We start from the raw sequence: 19581 nt of genomic DNA on the forward strand, positions 1-19581 counted from the left end.
CCCCCGCCGCCGCGCCAGCCGGACCCGCCGCCCGAGCCGCCCCGGCCCGAAGAGCCGCTGCCCCTGCCGCCGCCCGAGCCGCCCCCGCCGCCGCCCGAGCGCCCGCCCCAGCCGCCGCCCGGCACCGAGCCCTGCAACGTGGACACCCAGTCCGGTGGGGCGGGGGAGACGCGGACGCGCCACTTCCTTGGCCCGACGCGCGGCCCCGTGTCGCTCGACTACGACACCCAGACGGTGCCGGACCGGATCGAGGTGCGCTATCGCGGTCGCGTGATCGCCTCGACCCCCGGCATGGTCAGCGGCCGCGGGCGGATCGGCTTCGACTGGCAGCCCCAGGGCAACGACTACGTGGTCGAGGTGGTGGTGATCGGCCCCTTCTCGAACACTCGCTGGCGCTATCGCCTGAACTGCCCCAACTGATGTCGCGCGCAGCGATTCCCGTCGGCTTGGCGCGGCACGTTGCGCTGCGGCACAATCCGGCGCACGGAAAGCCATGTCCATGAGCGCGACCTCCGCCGGCCTCGTCAGCCTGGTGCCATCCTCCGGCATCCAGTTCCTCGACATCGACTTCGACATGGACCGGCTGCCGCGCGGCGCCCGGTCCTTCTGGGAGGAGACGCTGCGTGAGCAGGTGGACCATGAGGGCAAGTCCCCCACCATCCTGCGCATGCTGGAACAGGATGCGGACGGCAACCTGGCCGACCCGGTCACGCGCCAGGTGCCGCCATCGGACGAGACCTACGCCGTCTCCCGCGCCCAGGCGCTGGAGCCCTTCCTGAACAAATGGGTACCGCTGCCCTATTTCCGCGTCCATGCCCGCGGGGCGGACGGGAAGGAGGTGTACGACCGCGGCCCGTCCAACTGGGCGCGCGCCTATGTCGCCGAGAAGCCGGCGCGGGATGCGGAGGGGCGGTCGCACCGCCTCGTTCTCGCCTTCGACACGGCGCTGATGCCGCGCGTGGCCGAGCGCCCCTATGTCGCGCCGGCGCCCGAGGACAGCGCCCGGCAGCAGGAATTCGCGCCGGTCTGCGGCCATGCCGAGAATGCCTGGTTCCTCAACGAATCCTGGGTCGGGCAGTGGCTCGAGGAAGGGTTCCGCGAATTGCGGCAGGCGCAGCGCGGCGGGCGCCCGCTGCGGCCGGAGGACTTCCCCCATGCCTGCGAGCATTGGGCGCGCTACCTGACCTTCCTCGGCCTGATCGAGGGCATCGGCATCCTGCCCCGCGTGCGGCTGGTCGACGTGGTGTCCGACAACCGCGGCTATGCGCCGATCAACGTCGACCTCGTGCTCGACATCGGCAATTCGCGCACCTGCGGCGTGCTGGTGGAGGAAGGGCAGGACGCTCCTTCGCTCAACAACTCGCAGGTGCTGGCGCTGCGCGACCTGTCGCGGCCGGAGGAGACATATGCGCGGCCCTTCGAGAGCCGCGTCGAATTCGCCGTCGGCGCCTTCGGGCGGGACGCCATCTCCCGCCGCTCGGGCCGCGCGAACGCCTTCCGCTGGCCATCGCCGGTGCGCGTGGGGCCGGAGGCGATGCGCCTTGCCGCCGCGACGCAGGGCAATGAAGGGGCGACGGGCATATCGAGCCCGAAGCGATACCTGTGGGACCGGCGGCCGAACGTGCAGGGCTGGCGCTTCAACGGCCGCGCATCGGATGGCGTGACGACCGAGCCGCCCGTCTCCGGCCCCTTCATGGCGCATGTGACGGAAACCGGGGAATCGCTGCGCATGATGCGCGGCCGCGGGCAGCCCGCGGTGCGCGCGCGCTTCTCCCGATCCTCGATGTTCACCTTCCTGCTGACCGAGCTGCTCATGCAGGCGGTCAGCCAGATCAACGCGCCGGCGACGCGCGCGGCGCGCCGCTTCGCCGACGTTCCGCGCCGGCTGCGGCGCGTGATCCTGACCCTGCCGCCGGCCATGCCGCTCGCCGAGCAGAAGATCCTGCGCGAGCGGGCCGAGGGCGCGGTGAAGCTCGCCTGGGACCTGCTCGGCTGGACCGAGGCCGGCGGGGCGGCGCCGCCCGAACCGCGCGTGCTGCTGAACCTGGATGAGGCGACGGCGACGCAGGTGGTCTGGCTCTACACCGAGATCACGCAGCGCCTGCAGGGCGATGCGCAGGGGATGTTCGAACTGGCTGGCCGCGTGCGGCCGGAACGCGGGCCGAATCCCTGCCTGCGCGTGGCTTCCATCGACATCGGCGGCGGCACGACGGACCTGATGGTCGTCACCTGGTCGGTCGAGAACCGCGATACGATCGTCCCCCGCCAGGAATTCCGCGAAGGCTTCAAGATCGCGGGCGACGAGGTGCTGGAGGGGCTGATCACGCATCTGGTCCTGCCGCAGGTCGCCGATGCGCTGCGCGCTGCCGGCATGGCGGACCCGCAGGCCTTCCTGCGCCAGACGCTTGGCGGGGATCGCGGCGGGCAGAGCGAGGTGGAACGCCATCTCCGCCGGCAATTCGTCGCGCAGGTGCTGGAACCGGCCGGGCTCGCGGTGCTGCACGCCTATGAGCGGATCGAGGGCCGCGACATGGGCGAGGTGTTCCGCGCCACCATCGGCGCGGTCCTCGGCGCCGCGCCGCAGCCGCCGAACCCGCGCGCCGTCGCCTTCTTCGAAACCGCGGCGCGCCAGGCCGGCGCCCGCGGCTTCGCCATCGCCGATGTCGAGATCGCCGCCGATGCAAGGCGCGTGGAGGCGGTGGTGCAGGCCACGCTCGGGCCCGTGCTCGCCGATCTCTGCGAGGTTGTCTGGCACTACGATTGCGACGTGCTGCTGCTGTCCGGCCGGCCGTCGCGGCTGCGTGCGGTGACCGACATCGTGCTGGCCAAGTCGCCCGTGCCGCCGCACCGGATGGTGGGCATGCATCGCTACGCGGTGGGCGGCTGGTACCCCTTCCGCGACGCCAATGCGCGGATCGAGGACCCGAAGACCAGTGCCGCGGTGGGCGCGATGCTGTGCGCGCTGGCGGAAGGGCGGCTCGAATCCTTCCTGATGCGCACGAGCCAATTGTCCATGCGCTCCACCGCGCGCTTCATCGGGCGGATGGAGATCTCCGGCCAGATCCGCGAGCAGGGCGTGCTGCTGTCGGAAGTGGACCTTGAGAAGCGCCCCAACCCGGGCGACGAGGTCGCCTTCACCATGAGCTTCGCCGCGCCGACCTTCCTCGGCTTCCGGCAATTGCCGATCGAGCGCTGGCCCGCGACCGCGCTCTACGCGCTGGAATTCGCCAATCCCGAAAGCGTGCCGCGCATGGCGCTGCCGCTGCGCGTCAAGATCCGGCGCGCGGACATGGACCCCGACGCGCCGGGGCAGGAGGAGAAGCGCGAGGATTTCCGCGTCGAGGAGATCGAGGATGCGGAAGGCACCGCGCTCCGGCGCACCGATGTCGAGATCAGGCTGCAGACGATGAAGAGCGAAGCCGGATACTGGCGCGACACCGGCGTGGTGGGGCTGGCATGAGGCTTGATTCCAGCAGCGATGCGAGCCTGGCCGCCGCGGCGCGCAACACCGCGGAAGCCGCCGCCGAGGCGGTCGGCTGGCTCGGTGACAACCGCGCCAAGGTGCGCGAGGAAGCCCAGGCGATCGCGCGCGACTTCCGCAAGTTCGCCCGCCGCGCCCGCAAGCTGGAGGCCGCCGCCGAGCGGCCGATGTGCGTGGCGGTCTTCGGGCCCTCGCAATCCGGCAAATCCTACCTGATCAGCGCGCTGGCGCGGCGCGGGCAGGAACCGGTGACGGCGCTGTTCGAAGGCCGCGCGCTGGATTTCGTCCGCGACATCAACCCCGAAGGCGGGCAGGAGGCGACCGGCCTCGTCACGCGCTTCACGCTGCGCCCGCCCTCGGCGCTGCCGGGGCATCCCGTCGCGCTGCGCCTGCTGTCGCAGACGGATGTCATCAAGATCCTCGGCAACACCTTCCTCGAGGATTTCGACCCGGCCGAGGTCGACATCCCGTCGCCGGAGCTGGTCCAGTCCCATTGCGCGCGCTTCGCCGCGCGCGCCGGTGCGGAGCCCATCGACCGCCTGACCGAGGACGATGTCGACGACCTGCGGGAGTATTTCGAGGGGCTGTTCCGCGGCCATCCGCTGGTCCCCGGCCTCGGTTCTGCCTTCTGGATCCAGGCGGCGAACATCGCGCCGCGCCTGCCGGTCGCCGAGCGCGCCGCCTTCTTCTCGATCCTGTGGAACGGGCATGAGGCCTTCACCGGCGCCGGGCGGGAGTTGCTCGCGGCGCTCGCCGCGCTCGACTTCCCGGACGAGGCCTTCGCGCCGCTCGAGGCGCTGTCGCCGCGCGAGACGTCGATCATCGACGTGCGCACGCTGTTCGCGCTGGGCGATCCGTCGGACGGCAAGCTCGCGGTGCGCACGCGCGCCGGGCGGCAGGCGATGCTGCCGCGCGCGGCGCTCGCCGCGCTGGTCGCGGAGCTGACCATCGCGCTGCGCGACAAGCCCTGGGATTTCTTCGACGTCACCGACCTGCTCGACTTCCCCGGCGCGCGGTCGCGCGAGAAGCTGACGCAGCCGGGCCGGTTCCTGGCGGAAAAGGGCAAGCTTCCGGGCCTCTTCCTCCGCGGCAAGGTCGCCTACCTCTATCAGCGCTACTGCGCGGAGCAGGAGATCACCTCCATGCTCCTGTGCATCGGGCCGTCCAACCAGGAAGTCCGCACCCTGCCGCGCATGATCAAGGACTGGGTGGACGGCACGCTCGGCGCGACGCCGGAGGAACGCGCGCGCCACCGGAACGCGCTGTTCCTGGTGCTGACCAAGTTCGACACCGAGTTCGAGGAGAAGAAGGGCGCGACGGAGGGCACGGGCAGCCGCTGGACCATCCGGCTCAACGCCTCGCTGCTCGACTTCTTCGGCAAGGAGCATGACTGGCCGCGCAACTGGGCCGCCGGCGCGCCTTTCGCGAACACCTACTGGCTGCGCAATCCGAACGTCGCGGCGAAGCACATCCTCGACTATGACGAGCATGGCCGGGAGGCCGCGCTGCGCCCTTCGGAATCCGCGCGCATCGCGCGGCTGCGCGACGAGTTCCTGGCCAACGAGGACGGCCGGCGCCACTTCGCCGACCCCGCCCGCGCCTGGGACGCGGCGATGACGCTGAACGACGGCGGCATCTCCCACCTCGCGGAAAGCCTGCGTCCGGTCTGCGACCCCGCGATCAAGCGCGGGCAGATCGTCGCGCGGCTGGAAGCGCTGCGCGCCGACATGGCGGTGCGCCTGACGCCCTATTTCCACTCGGGCGACCTCGCCGCGGAACTGGCGAAGCGGCGGGAGGAAGCGCGCGTGGTCAGCCGGGCGCTCGTCGCCTGCGCCGCCGCGCAGGGTTTCGGGCGTCTGATCCGCAGCCTGCAGGTGACGCCGGAGGAACTGACCTCCGCCTGGTGGCGCATGCAGACGGAGCCGGCCGAGGAAGCCCCCGTCGGCGCCAGGGCGGGGGAGGAGGACTACCTTGCCGAGCTCGGCGACCTTGTCGCGCCCGCGGCCGGGGGCGAGCACCGCGCGCGCGACGCCTTCGAGCGCTACGCCGACATGGCCGTCGCGGAGTGGATGGAGAAGATGCATCGCGCGGCCGCCGAGCCCGAGACCGCCGAGCAGCTGAAGCTGCCGCGGGAGGCAGCGAACGTGCTGGTCGCGCAGATTGGCGCCGGCGCTCGGCGCACCGCCCTGTCCGCGCGCATCGCTCAGCGGCTGCGCGAGGCGGCGTCCTATCGCCAGAAGCTGTCCGAGAGCGCGAGCAAGCCCGTGCTGGTCGCCGAAGGGATGGTGAACCGCTACGTCCACACGCTCGGCTATGCGGAATTGCCGCCTGAGCAGCGCCCGCGCGCTGGGCGCACCGACCGGCCCGTCTTCGCCCCGCGCCCGCCGGTCAACGGCATGCCGCATCTCGGCCCGCAGCCGGAATCCTACGACAAGCAGTTCCATGTCGACTGGATCAGCGCCTTCGCGCGGCTGGTGGAGGAGAATGCCAGCGCGCCCGGTGGGCAGGAGGTGGATGTCGCGCAGAATGCGCGGCTGGCGAAGATCCTGACGGCGCTCGGCCAGGCCGCATGACGGAGGTGCTCGCCGCCGCCGATCCCGCGCATCCGGAAGGCGGCCATGCCGTGCTTCTGCTGCGCGGCGTGGCCGAACTGCCCGCCGACCCGCGCTTCCGCATCCTGCGCGAAGGCTGGACCAAGGGCACGCTGGGCCCGGAAGGCTGGCAGGTGGGCGACGCGCTGCTGAGCCCGGATCGCGTCGAGACCTCGCCGCAGGGCGTGCGGCTCTATCTCGGCCCGCATGTCGTGGATTGGCTGGAAGCCGGGCCGGTGCAGTTCCGCCTGCCCGCCGCGCGGATCGAGGCGCCGGTCTTCTGGCCGGACATCGCGCCGCTGCATGGCGGCAGCGGGAACGCCATCGCGGGGCCGCCGCCCGCGCCGCGCGCCGCGCCGCCACCGCCCCCTCCGCCGCCGCCGCCCCTGCCGGGCATGGACACGGACGCGACGGTGATGATGGCGCCGCGCGCCGCGCCGCCGCCGCCCCCGCTGTCCGTGCCGCAGCCGGCGGCGCCGGCGAAGGGTGGCTCGGCGCTGCCCTGGATCCTGTTGCTGCTTCTGCTGGTGGTGGGTGCCGGCGGCGGTGGTGCCTATTGGTGGTTCGTGCTGCGGGACCAGGCGCCGGTCGTGGCCGAGGCGCCGCCGCCCCCGCCTGCAACGCCCACGGCGCCGCCGGTCGCGCCACCCGCGCCCGAACCGCCCCGCGCCCCGGAAGCGCCGCTGCCGCCCGTGCGGCCGCAGCCCGTGCCGGCCGCGCCTGCGTCGCTCGACAGCCTCTCGGTGCCGGAGGTGATCGCCCGCGCCCCGTCCCCCACGGCGATCGCCGCGGAAGCCGCGCGCCGCTTCGAAGCGGGTCGCCATGACGATGCGCTGCTGCTGTGGGAAGCGGCGGCGCGCGCGGGGCACGCGGCCTCGATCACGCGGCTCGCGGGCCTGTACGACCCGGTCGGCTTCCAGCCCGGCCGGCCCTTCCGCGACCCCGATCCGCGCCAGGCGGCACGCCACTACCGCGACGCGATCGCGGCCGGCGACGCCGCCGCGGCCGAACCGCGCGCGCGCCTGCGCCGCTGGCTCGAGGACCGGGCGCGGGAAGGGGACATCAACGCGCCGCTCACGCTTCGGGATTTCTGGCAATGACGCCGCGCCGCCTTCTGCTTCTCGCCTCCGTCGCCCTGCTGCCCTTGGCGGCGGAGGCGCAGACCGCCGATACGCGGGCGGTGCGCCCAGGCACGCGCCAGCCGCTGCTGATCCCCGGCAAGACGACGCTGTTCCAGCGCGTGATCCTTCGCCCCGGCGCGACGCTGCATGCCCAGCCCGGTGCGGCGCAGGGCCGCCCGCTCGCCGGCTTCTCCGTCGCGCATGTCTATGCGCGACGCGATGGCTGGATCGAGATCGGGCGCGAGGCCGATGGCCGCGTCGATGGCTGGGTGAGGGAGGATCGCGCGATCGACTGGCGCCACGCCATGGTCGGCGCCTTCACCAACCCCGCGGGGCGGGAGCGGGCTATGTTCCTGCGCGACGCGGCGAGCCTGCGCGGCCTGCTCACCTCCCCGCAGATCGGCCCCGAGGCGGCGGCGCTGCGGGCCGCGGCCGGCCAGCCCGGCAGCCCGGTGCTGGCGATGGAGCCCGAGACCTTCATCGACATCCAGCGCAACTTCTACCTGCTGCCGATCCTCGAGGCGGAGACCGTCCAGCGCCGCGACGGGACGCAGATGCGGATGCTCGAGGTGATCTCCGCCCCGGCGGAACTGCGCCAGGCGCCGCAGCAGGCGGACCCGGCGCGGCTGCGCGACTTCCGCGGGGCGATCGTGTTCGTGGTGGACACCACGATCTCCATGCAGCCCTACATCGACCGGACGCGCGATGCGATCCGCCGCATCGTCGGGCGCATCGGCGACACGGCGGTGCGCGACAATTTCCGCTTCGGAATGGTAGCCTACCGGGCCGACATATCCGCCCGCCCGCAACTGGAATACGTCACGCGGCTGGTCGCGGCGCCCGACCTTTCCCGCCCGCCGGCGGCGATCCTGCCGGCGCTGGAAGGCGTGCGCGCGGCCACCGTCTCGACCGAGCAGTTCGACGAGGACGCGATCGCCGGCCTTCGCGTCGGGCTCGATCAGGTGGACTGGCCGCAATTCGGCGGCCGCTACATGGTGCTCATCACCGATGCCGGCGCGCTGGATGCGACCGACCCCAAATCCCAGACACGGCTCGGCATTCCGGAAATCCGCGCCCTTGCCGATGCCCGCGGCGTGGCGCTGTTCACCATCCACCTGCTGACGCCCGAAGGGCGCGCGAACCATGCCCAGGCGCGCGCGCAGTACACCGAATTGACGCGCGCGGGGGCCGCGGGCTCGCTCTACTTCCCCGTGGAAGGCGGCAGCCCGCAGGCCTTCGAGCGCGTGGTGAACGGCCTGACCAACGCGCTGTTCCGCCAGGTGGCGGACACCGTCGGGCGCCCGGTCGGCGGCGTGGAGCCCGCCCGCACGCCGGAGGCCGAGCGCATCGCCCAGCAGGTCGAGATCGTCGCGACGGCGATGCGGCTTGCCTATCTCGGACGGGAAGGGGGCACGACGGCGCCCGACGTGGTGCGCTCCTTCGTGACGGATCGCGACCTCGCGGATCCGACGCTCGCCGCGCTCGATGTGCGCGTGCTGCTGACGCGCAACCAACTGTCCGACCTGTCGCAGGCGCTGACGCGCATCCTCGATGCGGGGCTCGCGGGGCGGACCGATCCGCGTTCCTTCTTCGGCCAGCTGCGCGCGGCCTTCGCGGCGACGGCGCGGGACCCGCAGCGGCTGGGCAACCTCGCGCGCGTGGGCCAGGCACTTGGCGAATACCTGGATGGACTGCCCTACCAGAGCCAGGTGATGGAACTGACCGAGCAGGAATGGCTCGCCATGGGTGCTGCCGCGCAGCGGGAACTGATCAACGGTATCGAGGCCAAGCTGCGCCTGTACCAGGAATTCGCCGCGCGGCCGGACCTGTGGGTGACGCTCGACGGGCGGCCGGGGGGCGAGGCCTTCTTCCCGGTGCCGCTCGAAGCCTTGCCGTGAGATTTTGCCCGCCTCAGGCGCCGGCGCAGCTTTGCCCGCCTCAGGCGCCGGCGCCGCCATCCGGCGGCCTGGCTTGCGCGCCGGGCGCTGGAGCGTTGGGCGCGGCGTTTGGTCTGGGCGCGGTCGCGCTGTGCGCTCCCGGATCGAGGCGCGGCCTCGATCCGCTTCTCGTTGCGCCCCGGGCGCCGGACGAGGGCGGTGTGGGCGCGTCGGTTGGTCTGCCGCGCGCGCCCGCGTCGCGGCTGCGCGTCAATTCGCTTGCATCGCGCAAAGCGGCGTCGTGCAGGCGATGACCGCGCTCCTCTCCCTGCGCGGCGCGCGCAAGGCCTATCGCGGGGATGCGGCGCCCTTCGCGCTGGAGGTGCCGGCGTTCGACCTCGCGGAAGGGGAGGCGCTCGCCATCGCCGGGCCGTCGGGCAGCGGCAAGTCCACGCTGCTGATGATGCTGGCACTCGCCGCACCGCCGGACGCGGCGGAGGTCTTCCGCTTCGCCGGCCAGGACATCGCGGCGCATTGGCGCGCCGGGCGGCGGGATGCGCTGGCCGATCTCCGCGCGCGGCGCATCGGCGTGGTGCCGCAGACCGGCGGGCTGCTGCCCTACCTCACCGTCGGGGGGAACATCGCCCTGCCGCAGCGCATCGCCGGCCGCCCGGATCCGGCGCGGGCGCGCGCACTGGCGGAGGAACTCGGCATCGGCGCGCATTGGGCGAAGCGGCCGGCGGAACTTTCGGTGGGCCAGCGGCAGCGCGTGGCGATCGCCCGCGCGCTCGCCCATCGCCCCGCGCTGGTGCTGGCGGATGAACCGACCGCCTCGGTGCACCCGGAACTCGCCGATGCGGTGCTCGCGCTGCTCAAGCGCGAATGCGCCGCCGCGGGTGCGGCGCTGATCGTCGCGACGCATGATCCCGACCGCGCCATCCGCGCCGGCTACCCGGTGCTGGCCTGCGAGACGCATGCGCCGGGCGCGGATGGCGTCGCGCGGTCGGTCTTCGCGCGCGCCATGGCGGCGGAGGCCGCCTGACCATGCTGCGCCTGGCACTCGCCGACCTGTGGCACGAAAGGGTGCTGTTCCTCTGCTCCGCGCTCGGCTGCGCCGCGGTGCTCGCGCCGCTGATCGTGCTGTTCGGGCTGCGCCAGGGCGTCGTCGCCGGGCTGCGCGCCGAATTGCTGGAAGACCCCCGCGCGCGGGAAGTGGTCTCGATCGTCAACCGCACGCTGGAACCCGCGGTGTTCGAACGCCTCGGCGCCGATCCGCGCATCGCCTTCATCGTGCCGCGCACCCGCGCGCTGTCCGCCACCATCGTGCTGGAGAACCCGGATCGCCAGGGCGGGGGATCGCGCGTGGAATTGCTGCCGACGGGCGAGGGCGATCCGCTGCTGCCGGGGCTCGGCGCCATGGAAGCGGACGCGCTGGTGCTGTCCGCCGCGGCGCAGCAACGGCTCGGGCTGCAGGTGGGCGGGCGCGTGCTGGCGTCCGTCGCGCGCAGCCGCGACGGGCAGCGGGAGATCCTAACCCTGCCGATGCGCGTCGCCGCCGCCGCGCCGCTGTCGGCCGCCACGCGCGAAGCCGCCTTCGCGACCCTGCCGGTGCTGCTGCTGGTGGAGGATTTCCTCGATGGCAGAGCGGCGCCGGATGCGCGCCCGGGCGATGCGATGGCGGCGCGCGCGCGCCCCTTCGCCGGCTTCCGCCTGCATGCCGCGCGGCTCGAGGATGTGCCCGCGCTCGATGCCGAGCTGCGCCTCGCCGGCATCGAGGTCGCCTCGCGCGCCGAGGCGGTGGCGGGGCTGCTGCGGCTCGACCGGAACCTGGCGCTGCTGTTCCTGGCGATCGCCGGCGCGGGCGGGGCGGGGTATCTCGTAAGCCTCGGCGTCGGACTCTGGGCGCAGGTGGAACGCAAGCGGCGGGACCTGGCGCTGCTGTCCCTGCTGGGAATGAAGCGTCGCGCGCTGCTGGCGCTGCCCATCATCCAGGCGGCGGCGGTGGCGCTGGCTGGCGCCGCGATGGCGTTCCTTGTGGCGGCGGCGGTCGCGCATGTGCTGAATGGCGCCTTCGCGGGCACCGTCACCGGCGATCGGCCGGTCTGCCTGCTGACCGCGCGCATGGGGCTCGCGGCGGCGGGCGTGACGCTGGCGGGCGCGGTGCTCGCGGCGGTGCTGGCCGGGTTGCGCGCGGCATCTGTGCCGCCCGCGCAGGGCCTGGCGGAGGGCTGAAGGATGCGTGCCGCGACACTTGCGATGCTGGTGCTGCTCGCCGCGCCGGCGGCCGCGCAGGCCCCCTGGCCCGAGGATTTCTCAAACCCCCGCGCCGCGGATGGCGACCTTGTGCTGCCCATGCCTTGCGGCGGTGCGATGGCCTTCCGCCCCGTCGCGACACCCTCCGGTCCCGGCGCGCTGGATGACCGGCCGGTCACGCTCGGCACCACCGACCCCGCCGGCGGCATCGCCGAATTCGCGCGGCGGGAGGCCGTGGCCGGCCCCTTCGCCGCCGAGGGCCGGGAGGGTGCGATCTTCTGGATCGGCAAGTACGAGGTGACGCGCGACCAATACGCCGCGGTGATGGAGGAGACCTGCCCGGCGCCGTCCGCCGCCGGCCGGCTGCCGGCCGCGACGCTGTCCTGGTTCGACGCCGTCGCCTTTTCCCAGCGCTACACTACCTGGCTGATGCGCAACGCCGCGCCGCGGCTGCCGCGCGCCGACGGCACGCCCGCCTTCGTCCGCCTGCCGACCGAGGAGGAATGGGAATACGCCGCGCGCGGCGGTGCCGCGGTCAGCGAGCTCGACTTCCTCGCGCGCACCTTCCCGATGCCGGAGGGCACGGCACGCTACGCCTGGTTCCAGGGGCCGCGATCGGCCTCGGGCCGCGCCCAGCCGGTGGGGATGCTGGAGCCCAATCCGCTCGGCCTGCACGACATGCTGGGGAATGTGGGCGAGATGGTGCTGGAACCCTTCCGCGCGGTGCGCGTCGGGCGGCTGCACGGGCAGGCGGGCGGCGTGGTGGTGAAGGGTGGCGACTACCGCACGCCGGAAGCCGCGCTGCGGTCATCGCTCCGCATCGAGATCCCGCCCTATGACGCGACGGACGGGCAGCCGACGCGGCTCGCCTCGGTCGGCTTCCGCCTCGTCCTCGCATCCCATGTGACGACGAGCCTGCGGCGGGCCGAGGCGCTGAACCGCGCCTTCGAGGAGGAAAGCCGCGCCAGCGGCACGGAAGCCGAGCAGGTGCGGCGGCAGATCGCCTCCCTCCGCGAAGGGGCCGATGCATCTTTGCGCCAGCGCCTGGACAGGCTCGAGGCCGGGCTGATGGCCACGGAGCGCGCGCGGCTGGAGCAGGAACGCGCCGGCGTGCGCGCGCAGCTGGAAGGGGCCGCCGTGCTGGGGCGGTCCGCCGTGCTGTCGCAGCGGCGGCTCGATGGTTTCCAGGCGTTGCTCGATGGCGGCGACGTGGTGCAGGCAAGCCCCGAGATGCGCGCCAACTGGGCGCGTGCAGCCGAGGGGCTGCGCATCGAGCGTGAACTGGCGCTGGATGGCTATGCGCGCATCGTCGCCGATCTGGGGCGCGGCGCCGACCGCGCGACGCTGACGACCGAGGCCGGCGTCGTGGCGCGGGAGACGGAGGCGCGCGGCGTGCCGGAACTGCGGCCCTACCTGGATGTCGCGACGCGGCACGCGGCGGATTCGCGCGACCGGGGCATGCCTCCGCGCGAGCGGATGCGGGAGGAGGTACTGGCGGCTGGGCGCGGCATGCAGCCGCCCGCGGCCCAGGCCGCCGCGCCGCCGGCCGCGGCCACGCCCCCTGCGCAGCAACGCCCGCCGCAGGCTGCACCCGCCACGCCGACGCCCGCGCCCGTTGCCGCGGCGCCCGCCGCGCGCCCGCCCGTCGCAACGCCGCCGCCCGTCGTGTCCGTCGTGCCGCCGGTCCCGCCGCCCACGCGACCGCCCGTGACAGCGGACCCAGAGCCGCCCGTCGCGGCGCGCCCCTCCCAGGCCGCGCAATCGCCGCGCCCCGCCGCGCCGCCGCCTGCCCAGCCCTTCCGCGAAGGGCCGGGGGCGAGCGTCAAGCCGCCGATCCAGCGCGGCGGGCCGCCGCCGGGCTTCGACCCGGGGAAGCCGCCCGGCCTGCGCTGATCACTCGTCGTCGGAGCGCGAGGGCGGGCCGGCGAGCACGCCGCCATCGATCACGATCGTCTGCCCCGTCATGAACGACCCGGCGGCGGAGGCGAGGAAGACCGCCGCACCCGCGATCTCGTCCGGTTCGCCGATGCGCTTCAGCGGCGTGTCCTTGGTGCGCTTCTTGTAGATCCCCGGATCCTCCCAAAGCGCGCGGGCGAAGTCGGTGCGGATCAGGCCCGGCGCGATGGCGTTGGCGCGCACGTTCCGCGGCCCCCATTCGACGGCCAGGTTGCGCACCAGCTGCATGTCGGCGGCCTTGGAGATGGCATAGGCGCCGAGCACGGGCGATCCGCGGAAGCCGCCGATCGAGGAGACGACGATGATCGAGCCGCCGCCGCGCTCGGCCATCCCCGGCGCGGTCATGTGCGCGAGCCAGAGGTTCGACTTGATGTTGGACGCCATGATCTTGTCGAAGATCTCGTCCGGCATCGTCACGGCAGGCCCGAAATGCGGGTTGATCGCCGCGTTGCAGACCATGACGTCCACCTGGCCCCAGGCGGCGATGGTCGCATCGACCAGCGCCTGGCATTCGTTCTTGCGGCCGATGTTGCAGGCGACGGCCATGGCGGTGCCGCCCTTGGCCGTGATGGCGTCCACCACCTCCTGGCAGGCATCGACCTTGCGGGAGGAGACGACGACCTTCGCCCCGTGTTCCGCCATGCGTTCGCATATGGCGCGGCCGATGCCGCGGCTGCCGCCGGTGACGATGGCGACCTTGCCGGCGAGGTCGAAGAGGGACATGCGCGTTTCTCCCAATGGTCTGCGTTGGGCGCAGGGCAGCATGGGAGGCCGGGGACGGCAACGGGGCGCGGCGCGCTTGCCCCGGGGCCGGTTCTGCCGGACACTCCGGCCCCAAGAAGGGCCGGGCAGGCCCGTGAATGAGGTGAGGGAGTGACGCCCGTGTCCGACTTCGTCCAGCACGCCACGCATGGCGACGTGCATGTGCTCCGGCTGAACAATCCCCCGGTGAATACGCTGCGGACGGAGATCCGCGCCGGGCTGCTCGCCGGCATGAACGCGGCCAAGGCCGGGGGCGCCAAGGCGGTGGTGCTGATCGGCACGGGGCGCATGTTCTGCGCCGGGGCGGAAATGACCGAGTTCGGCAAGCCGCGCGTGCCGCCCTCGCTGCCCGACGTGTTCGACGCGATCGAGGGCTTTCCCGGCATCGTGGTGGCGGCGATCCACGGATCGGCGCTGGGCGGCGGGCTGGAACTCGCGCTCGCCTGCCATGCGCGCGTGGCGGTGGCGGATGCGCAGGTCGGGCTGCCGGAGGTCAAGCGCGGCTTCGTCCCCGGCGCGGGCGGCACGCAGCGCCTGCCGCGCATGATCGGGCCGGAGGCGGCGGCGAAGATCATCGTCTCGGGCGATCCGATCAAGGCGAGCGAGGCGCATCGGCTCGGCTTCGTCGACGCGATCATCGCGGGCGACCTCGAGGCCGGCGCCGTTGCCTGGGCGCGGGCGAATATCGGCAAGTCCTTCACGCTGGCGCGGAACCGGACGGACCGGATCGCGGGCCAGGATGCGGCGGCCTATGACGCCGTGATCGCCGGGCTGCTGAAGCGCACGCGCGGGCAGGAGAGCCCCAAGGGCTGCGCCGAGGCGGTGCGTGCCTCCTTCACCGTGCCGTTCGAGGACGGGCTGAAGAAGGAGCGCGAGCTGTTCTCGACCCTGGTGGCGGGCGAGCAGTCCAAGGCGCTGCGGCACATCTTCTTCGGCGAGCGCGAGGTGCTGCGCATTCCCGGCATGCCCGCCGATGCGAAGTCGCTGCCGGTGGAGCGGCTGGTCGTGATCGGCGGCGGCACGATGGGTGGCGGGATCGCCATGTCGGCCGCCAATTTCGGCGTGCCGGTGACGATCGTGGAGATGAGCGAGGAGGCGCTGCAGAAGGGCCTCGCGCGCTGCCATGCGAACTGGGAGCGGACCGTCGCCTCGGGCCGGCTTTCGCAGGCCGAGTACGAGAAGCGCAAGGCCCTGCTCACCGGCAGCACGGATTTCGAGGGCACGGTCGCCAAGGCCGACCTGGTGATCGAGGCCGTCTTCGAGAACATGGAGGTGAAGAAGCAGGTCTTCGCCCGGCTCGACAAGGCGGCGCGGCCGGGCGTGGTGCTCGCCTCCAACACCTCGACGCTGTCGATCGACGAGATCGCGAGCGCGACCTCGCGGCCGGAACTCGTGGTCGGGATGCACTTCTTCTCGCCGGCGAACGTCATGCGGCTGCTCGAGAATGTGCGCGGCGCCAAATCCTCCTGGCCGGCGATCGCCACCGCGACGGAATTCGGCAAGCGGATCGGCAAGCTGCCGGTGCTGGTCGGCAATTGCGACGGCTTCGTGGGCAACCGCATGACCGGCAAGCGCACGCCGCAGGTGGAGAAGCTGCTGCTGGAAGGCTGCCTGCCCGCCGACATCGACAAGGTGATGGAAGCCTACGGCATGGCGATGGGGCCGCTCGCGACGGGCGACCTTGCCGGGCTCGACATCGGTGCGGCGGTGCGCAAGGCGCGCGGGACGGTCGCACCCGTGGCCGACGCCATCGTCGCGCAGGGGCGCTTCGGGCAGAAGACCGGCAAGGGCTGGTACATGTACGACGAGAAGCGCAACCGCCTGGTCGATCCCGAGGTCGAGCGCATCATCCTCGACGTCGCGGAGAAGATGCAGGTGCGGCGGCGGAAGATCTCGGACGAGGAGATCCTCGAGCGGCTGCTGCTGCCGATGGTGAACGAGGGCGCGCGGATCCTCGAGGAAGGCGTCGCCTACCGCCCCATCGACATCGACGTCATCTTCATCAACGGCTTCGGCTGGCCGGCCTTCCGCGGCGGACCGATGTTCTGGGCCGACACGCAGGGCCTGAAGAACGTGCGCGACAAGCTCGCGCGCTATGCCGAGTCGACGGGCGACGCGAACCTGAAGCCGACGGCGCTGATCGAGAAGCTGGCGGCGGAGGGCGGGACCTTCGCGGCCATGGGCGCGGCCGCCAAGGCCGCCTGAGACATCGAACGGGAGAGAACGGGATGGACCTCCGCTTCACCGACGAGGAGCGCGCCTTCCGCGAGGAAGTCCGCGCCTGGATCGACGCCAACCTGCCGGCCGAGCCGCGCGAGCGCATGGCGTCGGGCCGCACGCCGACCAAGGCGATGCAGGTCGACTGGCAGAAGCGCCTCTACGCCAAGGGCTGGGCGGTGCCGCACTGGCCCGTCGAATGGGGCGGCCAGCCCTGGAGCGCCATCAAGCGCTTCATCCTGAGCGAGGAGATCCAGTCGACGCCGGCGCCATCCCCGCTTGGCTTCAACTGCAACATGCTCGGGCCCGTGCTGATCGCCTTCGGGACGGAGGAGCAGAAGACGTTCTTCCTGCCCAAGCTCGCGAGCCTCGACCTGTGGTTCTGCCAGGGCTTCTCCGAGCCCGGCGCGGGGTCGGACCTCGCCAGCCTGAAATGCGCGGCGAAGCGCGAGGGCGACCACTACATCGTCAACGGGCAGAAGACCTGGACGACGCTCGCCCAGCATGCCGACTGGATCTTCCTGCTGGTGCGCACCGACCCGGGTGCGGCGAAGCAGCAGGAGGGCATCTCCTTCCTGCTGGTCGACATGAAGACGCCGGGCATCACGGTCCGCCCGATCATCACCGTCGACGGCGCGCATGAGGTGAACGAGGTCTTCTTCGACGACGTGAAGGTGCCGGTCGCGAACCTGGTCGGCACCGAGAACCGCGGCTGGGATTGCGCGAAGTTCCTGCTTTCGAACGAGCGCACCGGCCAGGCGCGCGTCGGCGCATCCAAGGAACGCATCCGCCGGCTGAAGCTGATCGCCAAGGAAGCGCCGGGCGGCGCGCGGCCGGTGATGGAGGATCCGCGCTTCCGCTCCCGCCTGACCGAGGTGGAGGTGCAGCTCAAGGCGCTGGAGATGACGACGCTGCGCGTGCTGGCGGACGAGAACCGCGCGCTCAGCCAGCGGAAGCCGAACCCGGCGTCGTCGGTGCTGAAGATCCGCGGGACGGAGCTGCAGCAGGCGATCAGCGAATTGTACGTGATGGCGGCGGGCCCCTACGGCCTCGTCTCGGCCGATCCGGAAGCCGATCGCTGGAACGAGCCCGAGGTGGCGCAGGACTGGCAGACGCTCGCGCAGGCGACCTACTTCAACTGGCGCAAGCAGAGCATCTACGGCGGATCGACCGAGATCCAGAAGAACATCATGGCCAAAGCGTTCCTGGGGCTCTGAACGAAGATGGATTTCGATCTCTCCGAAGACCAGCGGCTCCTGCAGGACAGCCTGGGGAAGCTGCTGAAGGACAAGTACGGGTTCGAACAGCGCAAGGCGATCATCAAGTCCGGCGCGGGCTGGTCGCGCGAGGTGTGGGCGGCCTATGCCGAGCTTGGACTGCTCGGGATGCCCTTCGCCGAGGAGGATGGCGGCCTGGGCTACGGCGCCGTCGAGACGATGATCGTGATGGAGCAGATGGGCCGGGCGCTGACCCTCGAACCCTTCCTGACCACCGTCGTGATCGGCGGCGGCTTCCTGCGCCATGGCGCGACGGCCGCGCAGCGCGGGGCGATGGTGCCTGAGATCGCGGCCGGCAACCTGCTGCTGGCCTTCGCACATACGGAACCGCAGTCGCGCTTCGACCTGCATGACGTCGCGACGACCGCGAAGAAGGACGGCGGGGGCTGGGTGATCGAAGGCCGCAAGGGCGTCGTCGTGCATGGCGACACGGCGGACCAACTGATCGTGACCGCGCGCATCTCCGGCGCACGGCGCGACCGCGACGGCATCGGCGTCTTTCTCGTGCCGGCGACGGCGCAGGGCGTCACGCGCCGCGGCTTCGGCACGACGGACGGGCAGCGCGCGGCCGACATCACCTTCGACGCGGTGAAGGTCGGCGCCGATGCGCTGCTGGATGGCGGCTTGGCGCTGGTGGAACGCGTCGTGGACGAGTGCATGGCGGCGCTGGCGGCCGAGGCGATCGGCTGCATGGAGGCGGCGAAGGACCTCACGGTCGACTACCTTAAGACCCGCAAGCAGTTCGGCCGGCCGATCGGGTCCTTCCAGTCGCTGCAGCATCGCGCGGCGGAGATGATGGTCTGCCTCGAGCAGGCGCGCTCGATGGCCATGCTGGCGGCGATGATGGCGGCGGAACCGGATGCCGCCGAGCGCCGCCGCCAGATGCGCGCGGTGAAGATCGAGGTCGGCCGCAATGCCCGCTTCGTCGGCCAGCAGACGGTCCAGATGCATGGCGGCATCGCCATGACGATGGAGTATGCGGGCGGGCACTACCTCAAGCGCCTGACTGTCATCGAGAACATGTTCGGCGACATCGACCACCACCTCGCGGCGCTGAGCGAGGAAGGCGGGGTGTTCGTCGCGGCCTGAGGGCCGGGGCGGGGGCGCTTCGCGCTTCCGCCCGCCACTGGTAGGGAGCGCGCCATGAAGGTTGCCGTGATGGGGGCCGGCGCGATCGGCTGCTTCTATGGCGGTCTGCTGGCGCGGGCCGGGGCGTCCGTCACGCTGGTCGGGCGGGCGCAGCACGTCGATGCCATCCGCGCGCGCGGCCTGCTGCTCGAGATGGGTGGCGAGACGCACGGCGTGGCGGTGGCAGGCGCCGTCACCGCGGATGGCGTCGCCGGCGCGGAGCTCGTGCTGTTCTGCGTGAAGTCGGGTGATACGGAGCAGGTGGGGCGGGAGATGGCGCCGCATCTGCGGCCGGATGCCGTGGTCCTGTGCCTGCAGAACGGCGTCGACAACGCCGATCGCCTGTCCGCCGTGCTGGGCCGTCCTGTGGTGCCGGTGGCCGTCTATGTGGCGACCGAGATGGCCGGCCCCGGCCATGTCCGCCACCACGGCCGCGGGGAGTTGCTGATCGGCCCGACGGGGCGGGACGAGGCGATCCTCGCGCTGTTCGCCGCCGCCGGGATTTCAGCGCGCGTGTCGGCGGATGCGATCGGCGCGCTGTGGGGCAAGCTGGTCGTCAATTGCGCCTACAATGCCCTGTCGGCGCTGACCGGGCTGCCCTATGGCCGGATGATCCGCGTGCCGGGGGTCGAGGCCGCGATGCGCGACGTGGTCGCCGAATGCACCGCCGTCGCCCAGGCATCCGGCATCGCGCTGCCCGAGGGCATCCTCGACGCGGTGCTGGGCCTGGCCGCCAGCATGCCCGCGCAATTCTCCTCGACCGCCCAGGACCTGCGCCGTGGCCGGCCAACGGAGATCGATCACCTGAACGGCTTTGTGGTCGCGCGCGGCGAGCAGTTGGGCATCCCCACCCCCGTCAACCGCCTGCTCCAGACGCTGGTCCGCGCCGCCGAAACAGCGAAAGAAGGTTGAGGGGGG

At 72.4% G+C, this 19581-nt stretch carries 13 protein-coding genes; 12 read left to right on the forward strand and 1 reads right to left on the reverse strand.

The annotated features are described in order from the left end of the window. From J5Y09_RS02425 to J5Y09_RS02460, 8 genes are all read left to right on the forward strand, one after another. On the forward strand, positions 1-420 hold a 420-nt coding region (locus J5Y09_RS02425), incomplete at its 5' end, for a hypothetical protein (protein ID WP_209350162.1). A 79-nt stretch (positions 421-499) separates the two neighbouring features. Beyond that, entirely contained in the window at positions 500-3460 is a 2961-nt protein-coding gene (locus J5Y09_RS02430) for a virulence factor SrfB (RefSeq protein ID WP_209350163.1), read from the forward strand. Beyond that, the gene (locus tag J5Y09_RS02435) at positions 3457-6054 is read left to right on the forward strand and encodes a virulence factor SrfC family protein (RefSeq protein ID WP_209350164.1); all 2598 of its coding nucleotides are present in this window, start codon (positions 3457-3459) and stop codon (positions 6052-6054) included. Before J5Y09_RS02430 ends, J5Y09_RS02435 begins: the two co-directional genes overlap by 4 nt. After that, on the forward strand, positions 6051-7172 hold the full coding sequence (locus J5Y09_RS02440; protein WP_209350165.1) for a hypothetical protein: 1122 nt from the start codon (positions 6051-6053) through the stop codon (positions 7170-7172). The genes J5Y09_RS02435 and J5Y09_RS02440 overlap by 4 nt, the downstream gene beginning before the upstream one ends. Then, the gene (locus tag J5Y09_RS02445; protein ID WP_209350166.1) at positions 7169-9091 is read left to right on the forward strand and encodes a vWA domain-containing protein; all 1923 of its coding nucleotides are present in this window, start codon (positions 7169-7171) and stop codon (positions 9089-9091) included. The genes J5Y09_RS02440 and J5Y09_RS02445 overlap by 4 nt, the downstream gene beginning before the upstream one ends. Positions 9092-9380: 289 nt before the next feature. Further along, positions 9381-10112, forward strand: coding sequence for an ABC transporter ATP-binding protein (locus J5Y09_RS02450; protein ID WP_209350167.1), 732 nt, complete (start codon positions 9381-9383; stop codon positions 10110-10112). 2 nt (positions 10113-10114) lie between these two features. Further along, positions 10115-11302: an FtsX-like permease family protein gene (locus tag J5Y09_RS02455; protein ID WP_209350168.1), complete on the forward strand. Its 1188-nt coding sequence runs from the start codon at positions 10115-10117 to the stop codon at positions 11300-11302. Positions 11303-11305: 3 nt separating this feature from the next. Then, a complete protein-coding gene (locus J5Y09_RS02460; protein WP_209350169.1) occupies positions 11306-13216 on the forward strand; it encodes a formylglycine-generating enzyme family protein in 1911 nt (636 codons plus the stop codon). Here J5Y09_RS02460 and J5Y09_RS02465 read toward each other — a convergent pair whose 3' ends face one another. Beyond that, positions 13217-14002, reverse strand: a complete 786-nt coding sequence (locus tag J5Y09_RS02465) for an SDR family NAD(P)-dependent oxidoreductase (protein ID WP_209350170.1) — start codon at positions 14000-14002, stop codon at positions 13217-13219. A gap of 159 nt (positions 14003-14161) precedes the next feature. Between J5Y09_RS02465 and J5Y09_RS02470 the strand changes: the two genes are divergently transcribed. The 4 genes from J5Y09_RS02470 to J5Y09_RS02485 are packed head-to-tail and all read left to right on the forward strand — an operon-like array spanning position 14162 to position 19575. Further along, on the forward strand, positions 14162-16246 hold the full coding sequence (locus J5Y09_RS02470) for a 3-hydroxyacyl-CoA dehydrogenase NAD-binding domain-containing protein (RefSeq protein ID WP_209350171.1): 2085 nt from the start codon (positions 14162-14164) through the stop codon (positions 16244-16246). A gap of 23 nt (positions 16247-16269) precedes the next feature. Next, a complete protein-coding gene (locus tag J5Y09_RS02475; RefSeq protein ID WP_209350172.1) occupies positions 16270-17475 on the forward strand; it encodes an acyl-CoA dehydrogenase family protein in 1206 nt (401 codons plus the stop codon). A 6-nt stretch (positions 17476-17481) separates the two neighbouring features. Then, positions 17482-18624 carry an acyl-CoA dehydrogenase family protein gene (locus J5Y09_RS02480; RefSeq protein WP_209350173.1) on the forward strand — a complete coding sequence of 381 codons (1143 nt, stop codon included), beginning with the start codon at positions 17482-17484 and terminating at the stop codon, positions 18622-18624. 54 nt (positions 18625-18678) lie between these two features. After that, positions 18679-19575 (forward strand): ketopantoate reductase family protein, encoded by an 897-nt coding sequence (locus tag J5Y09_RS02485; RefSeq protein ID WP_209350174.1) that lies wholly within the window; start codon positions 18679-18681, stop codon positions 19573-19575. The last annotated feature ends 6 nt before the right edge of the window (positions 19576-19581 follow it).

Origin of the sequence: Roseomonas nitratireducens, assembly GCF_017813355.1 — a bacterium.
GTDB classification, from domain to species: Bacteria; Pseudomonadota; Alphaproteobacteria; order Acetobacterales; family Acetobacteraceae; genus Neoroseomonas; species Neoroseomonas nitratireducens.

What these genes read in the sequence shown, in the direction of transcription:
- J5Y09_RS02430 (WP_209350163.1), top strand. Translation starts at nt 500, where the DNA reads ATGAGCGCGACCTCCGCCGGCCTCGTCAGCCTGGTGCCATCCTCCGGC.
- J5Y09_RS02435 (WP_209350164.1), top strand. Translation starts at nt 3,457, where the DNA reads ATGAGGCTTGATTCCAGCAGCGATGCGAGCCTGGCCGCCGCGGCGCGC.
- J5Y09_RS02440 (WP_209350165.1), top strand. Translation starts at nt 6,051, where the DNA reads ATGACGGAGGTGCTCGCCGCCGCCGATCCCGCGCATCCGGAAGGCGGC.
- J5Y09_RS02445 (WP_209350166.1), top strand. Translation starts at nt 7,169, where the DNA reads ATGACGCCGCGCCGCCTTCTGCTTCTCGCCTCCGTCGCCCTGCTGCCC.
- J5Y09_RS02450 (WP_209350167.1), top strand. Translation starts at nt 9,381, where the DNA reads ATGACCGCGCTCCTCTCCCTGCGCGGCGCGCGCAAGGCCTATCGCGGG.
- J5Y09_RS02455 (WP_209350168.1), top strand. Translation starts at nt 10,115, where the DNA reads ATGCTGCGCCTGGCACTCGCCGACCTGTGGCACGAAAGGGTGCTGTTC.
- J5Y09_RS02460 (WP_209350169.1), top strand. Translation starts at nt 11,306, where the DNA reads ATGCGTGCCGCGACACTTGCGATGCTGGTGCTGCTCGCCGCGCCGGCG.
- J5Y09_RS02465 (WP_209350170.1), bottom strand. Translation starts at nt 14,002, where the DNA reads ATGTCCCTCTTCGACCTCGCCGGCAAGGTCGCCATCGTCACCGGCGGC.
- J5Y09_RS02475 (WP_209350172.1), top strand. Translation starts at nt 16,270, where the DNA reads ATGGACCTCCGCTTCACCGACGAGGAGCGCGCCTTCCGCGAGGAAGTC.
- J5Y09_RS02480 (WP_209350173.1), top strand. Translation starts at nt 17,482, where the DNA reads ATGGATTTCGATCTCTCCGAAGACCAGCGGCTCCTGCAGGACAGCCTG.
- J5Y09_RS02485 (WP_209350174.1), top strand. Translation starts at nt 18,679, where the DNA reads ATGAAGGTTGCCGTGATGGGGGCCGGCGCGATCGGCTGCTTCTATGGC.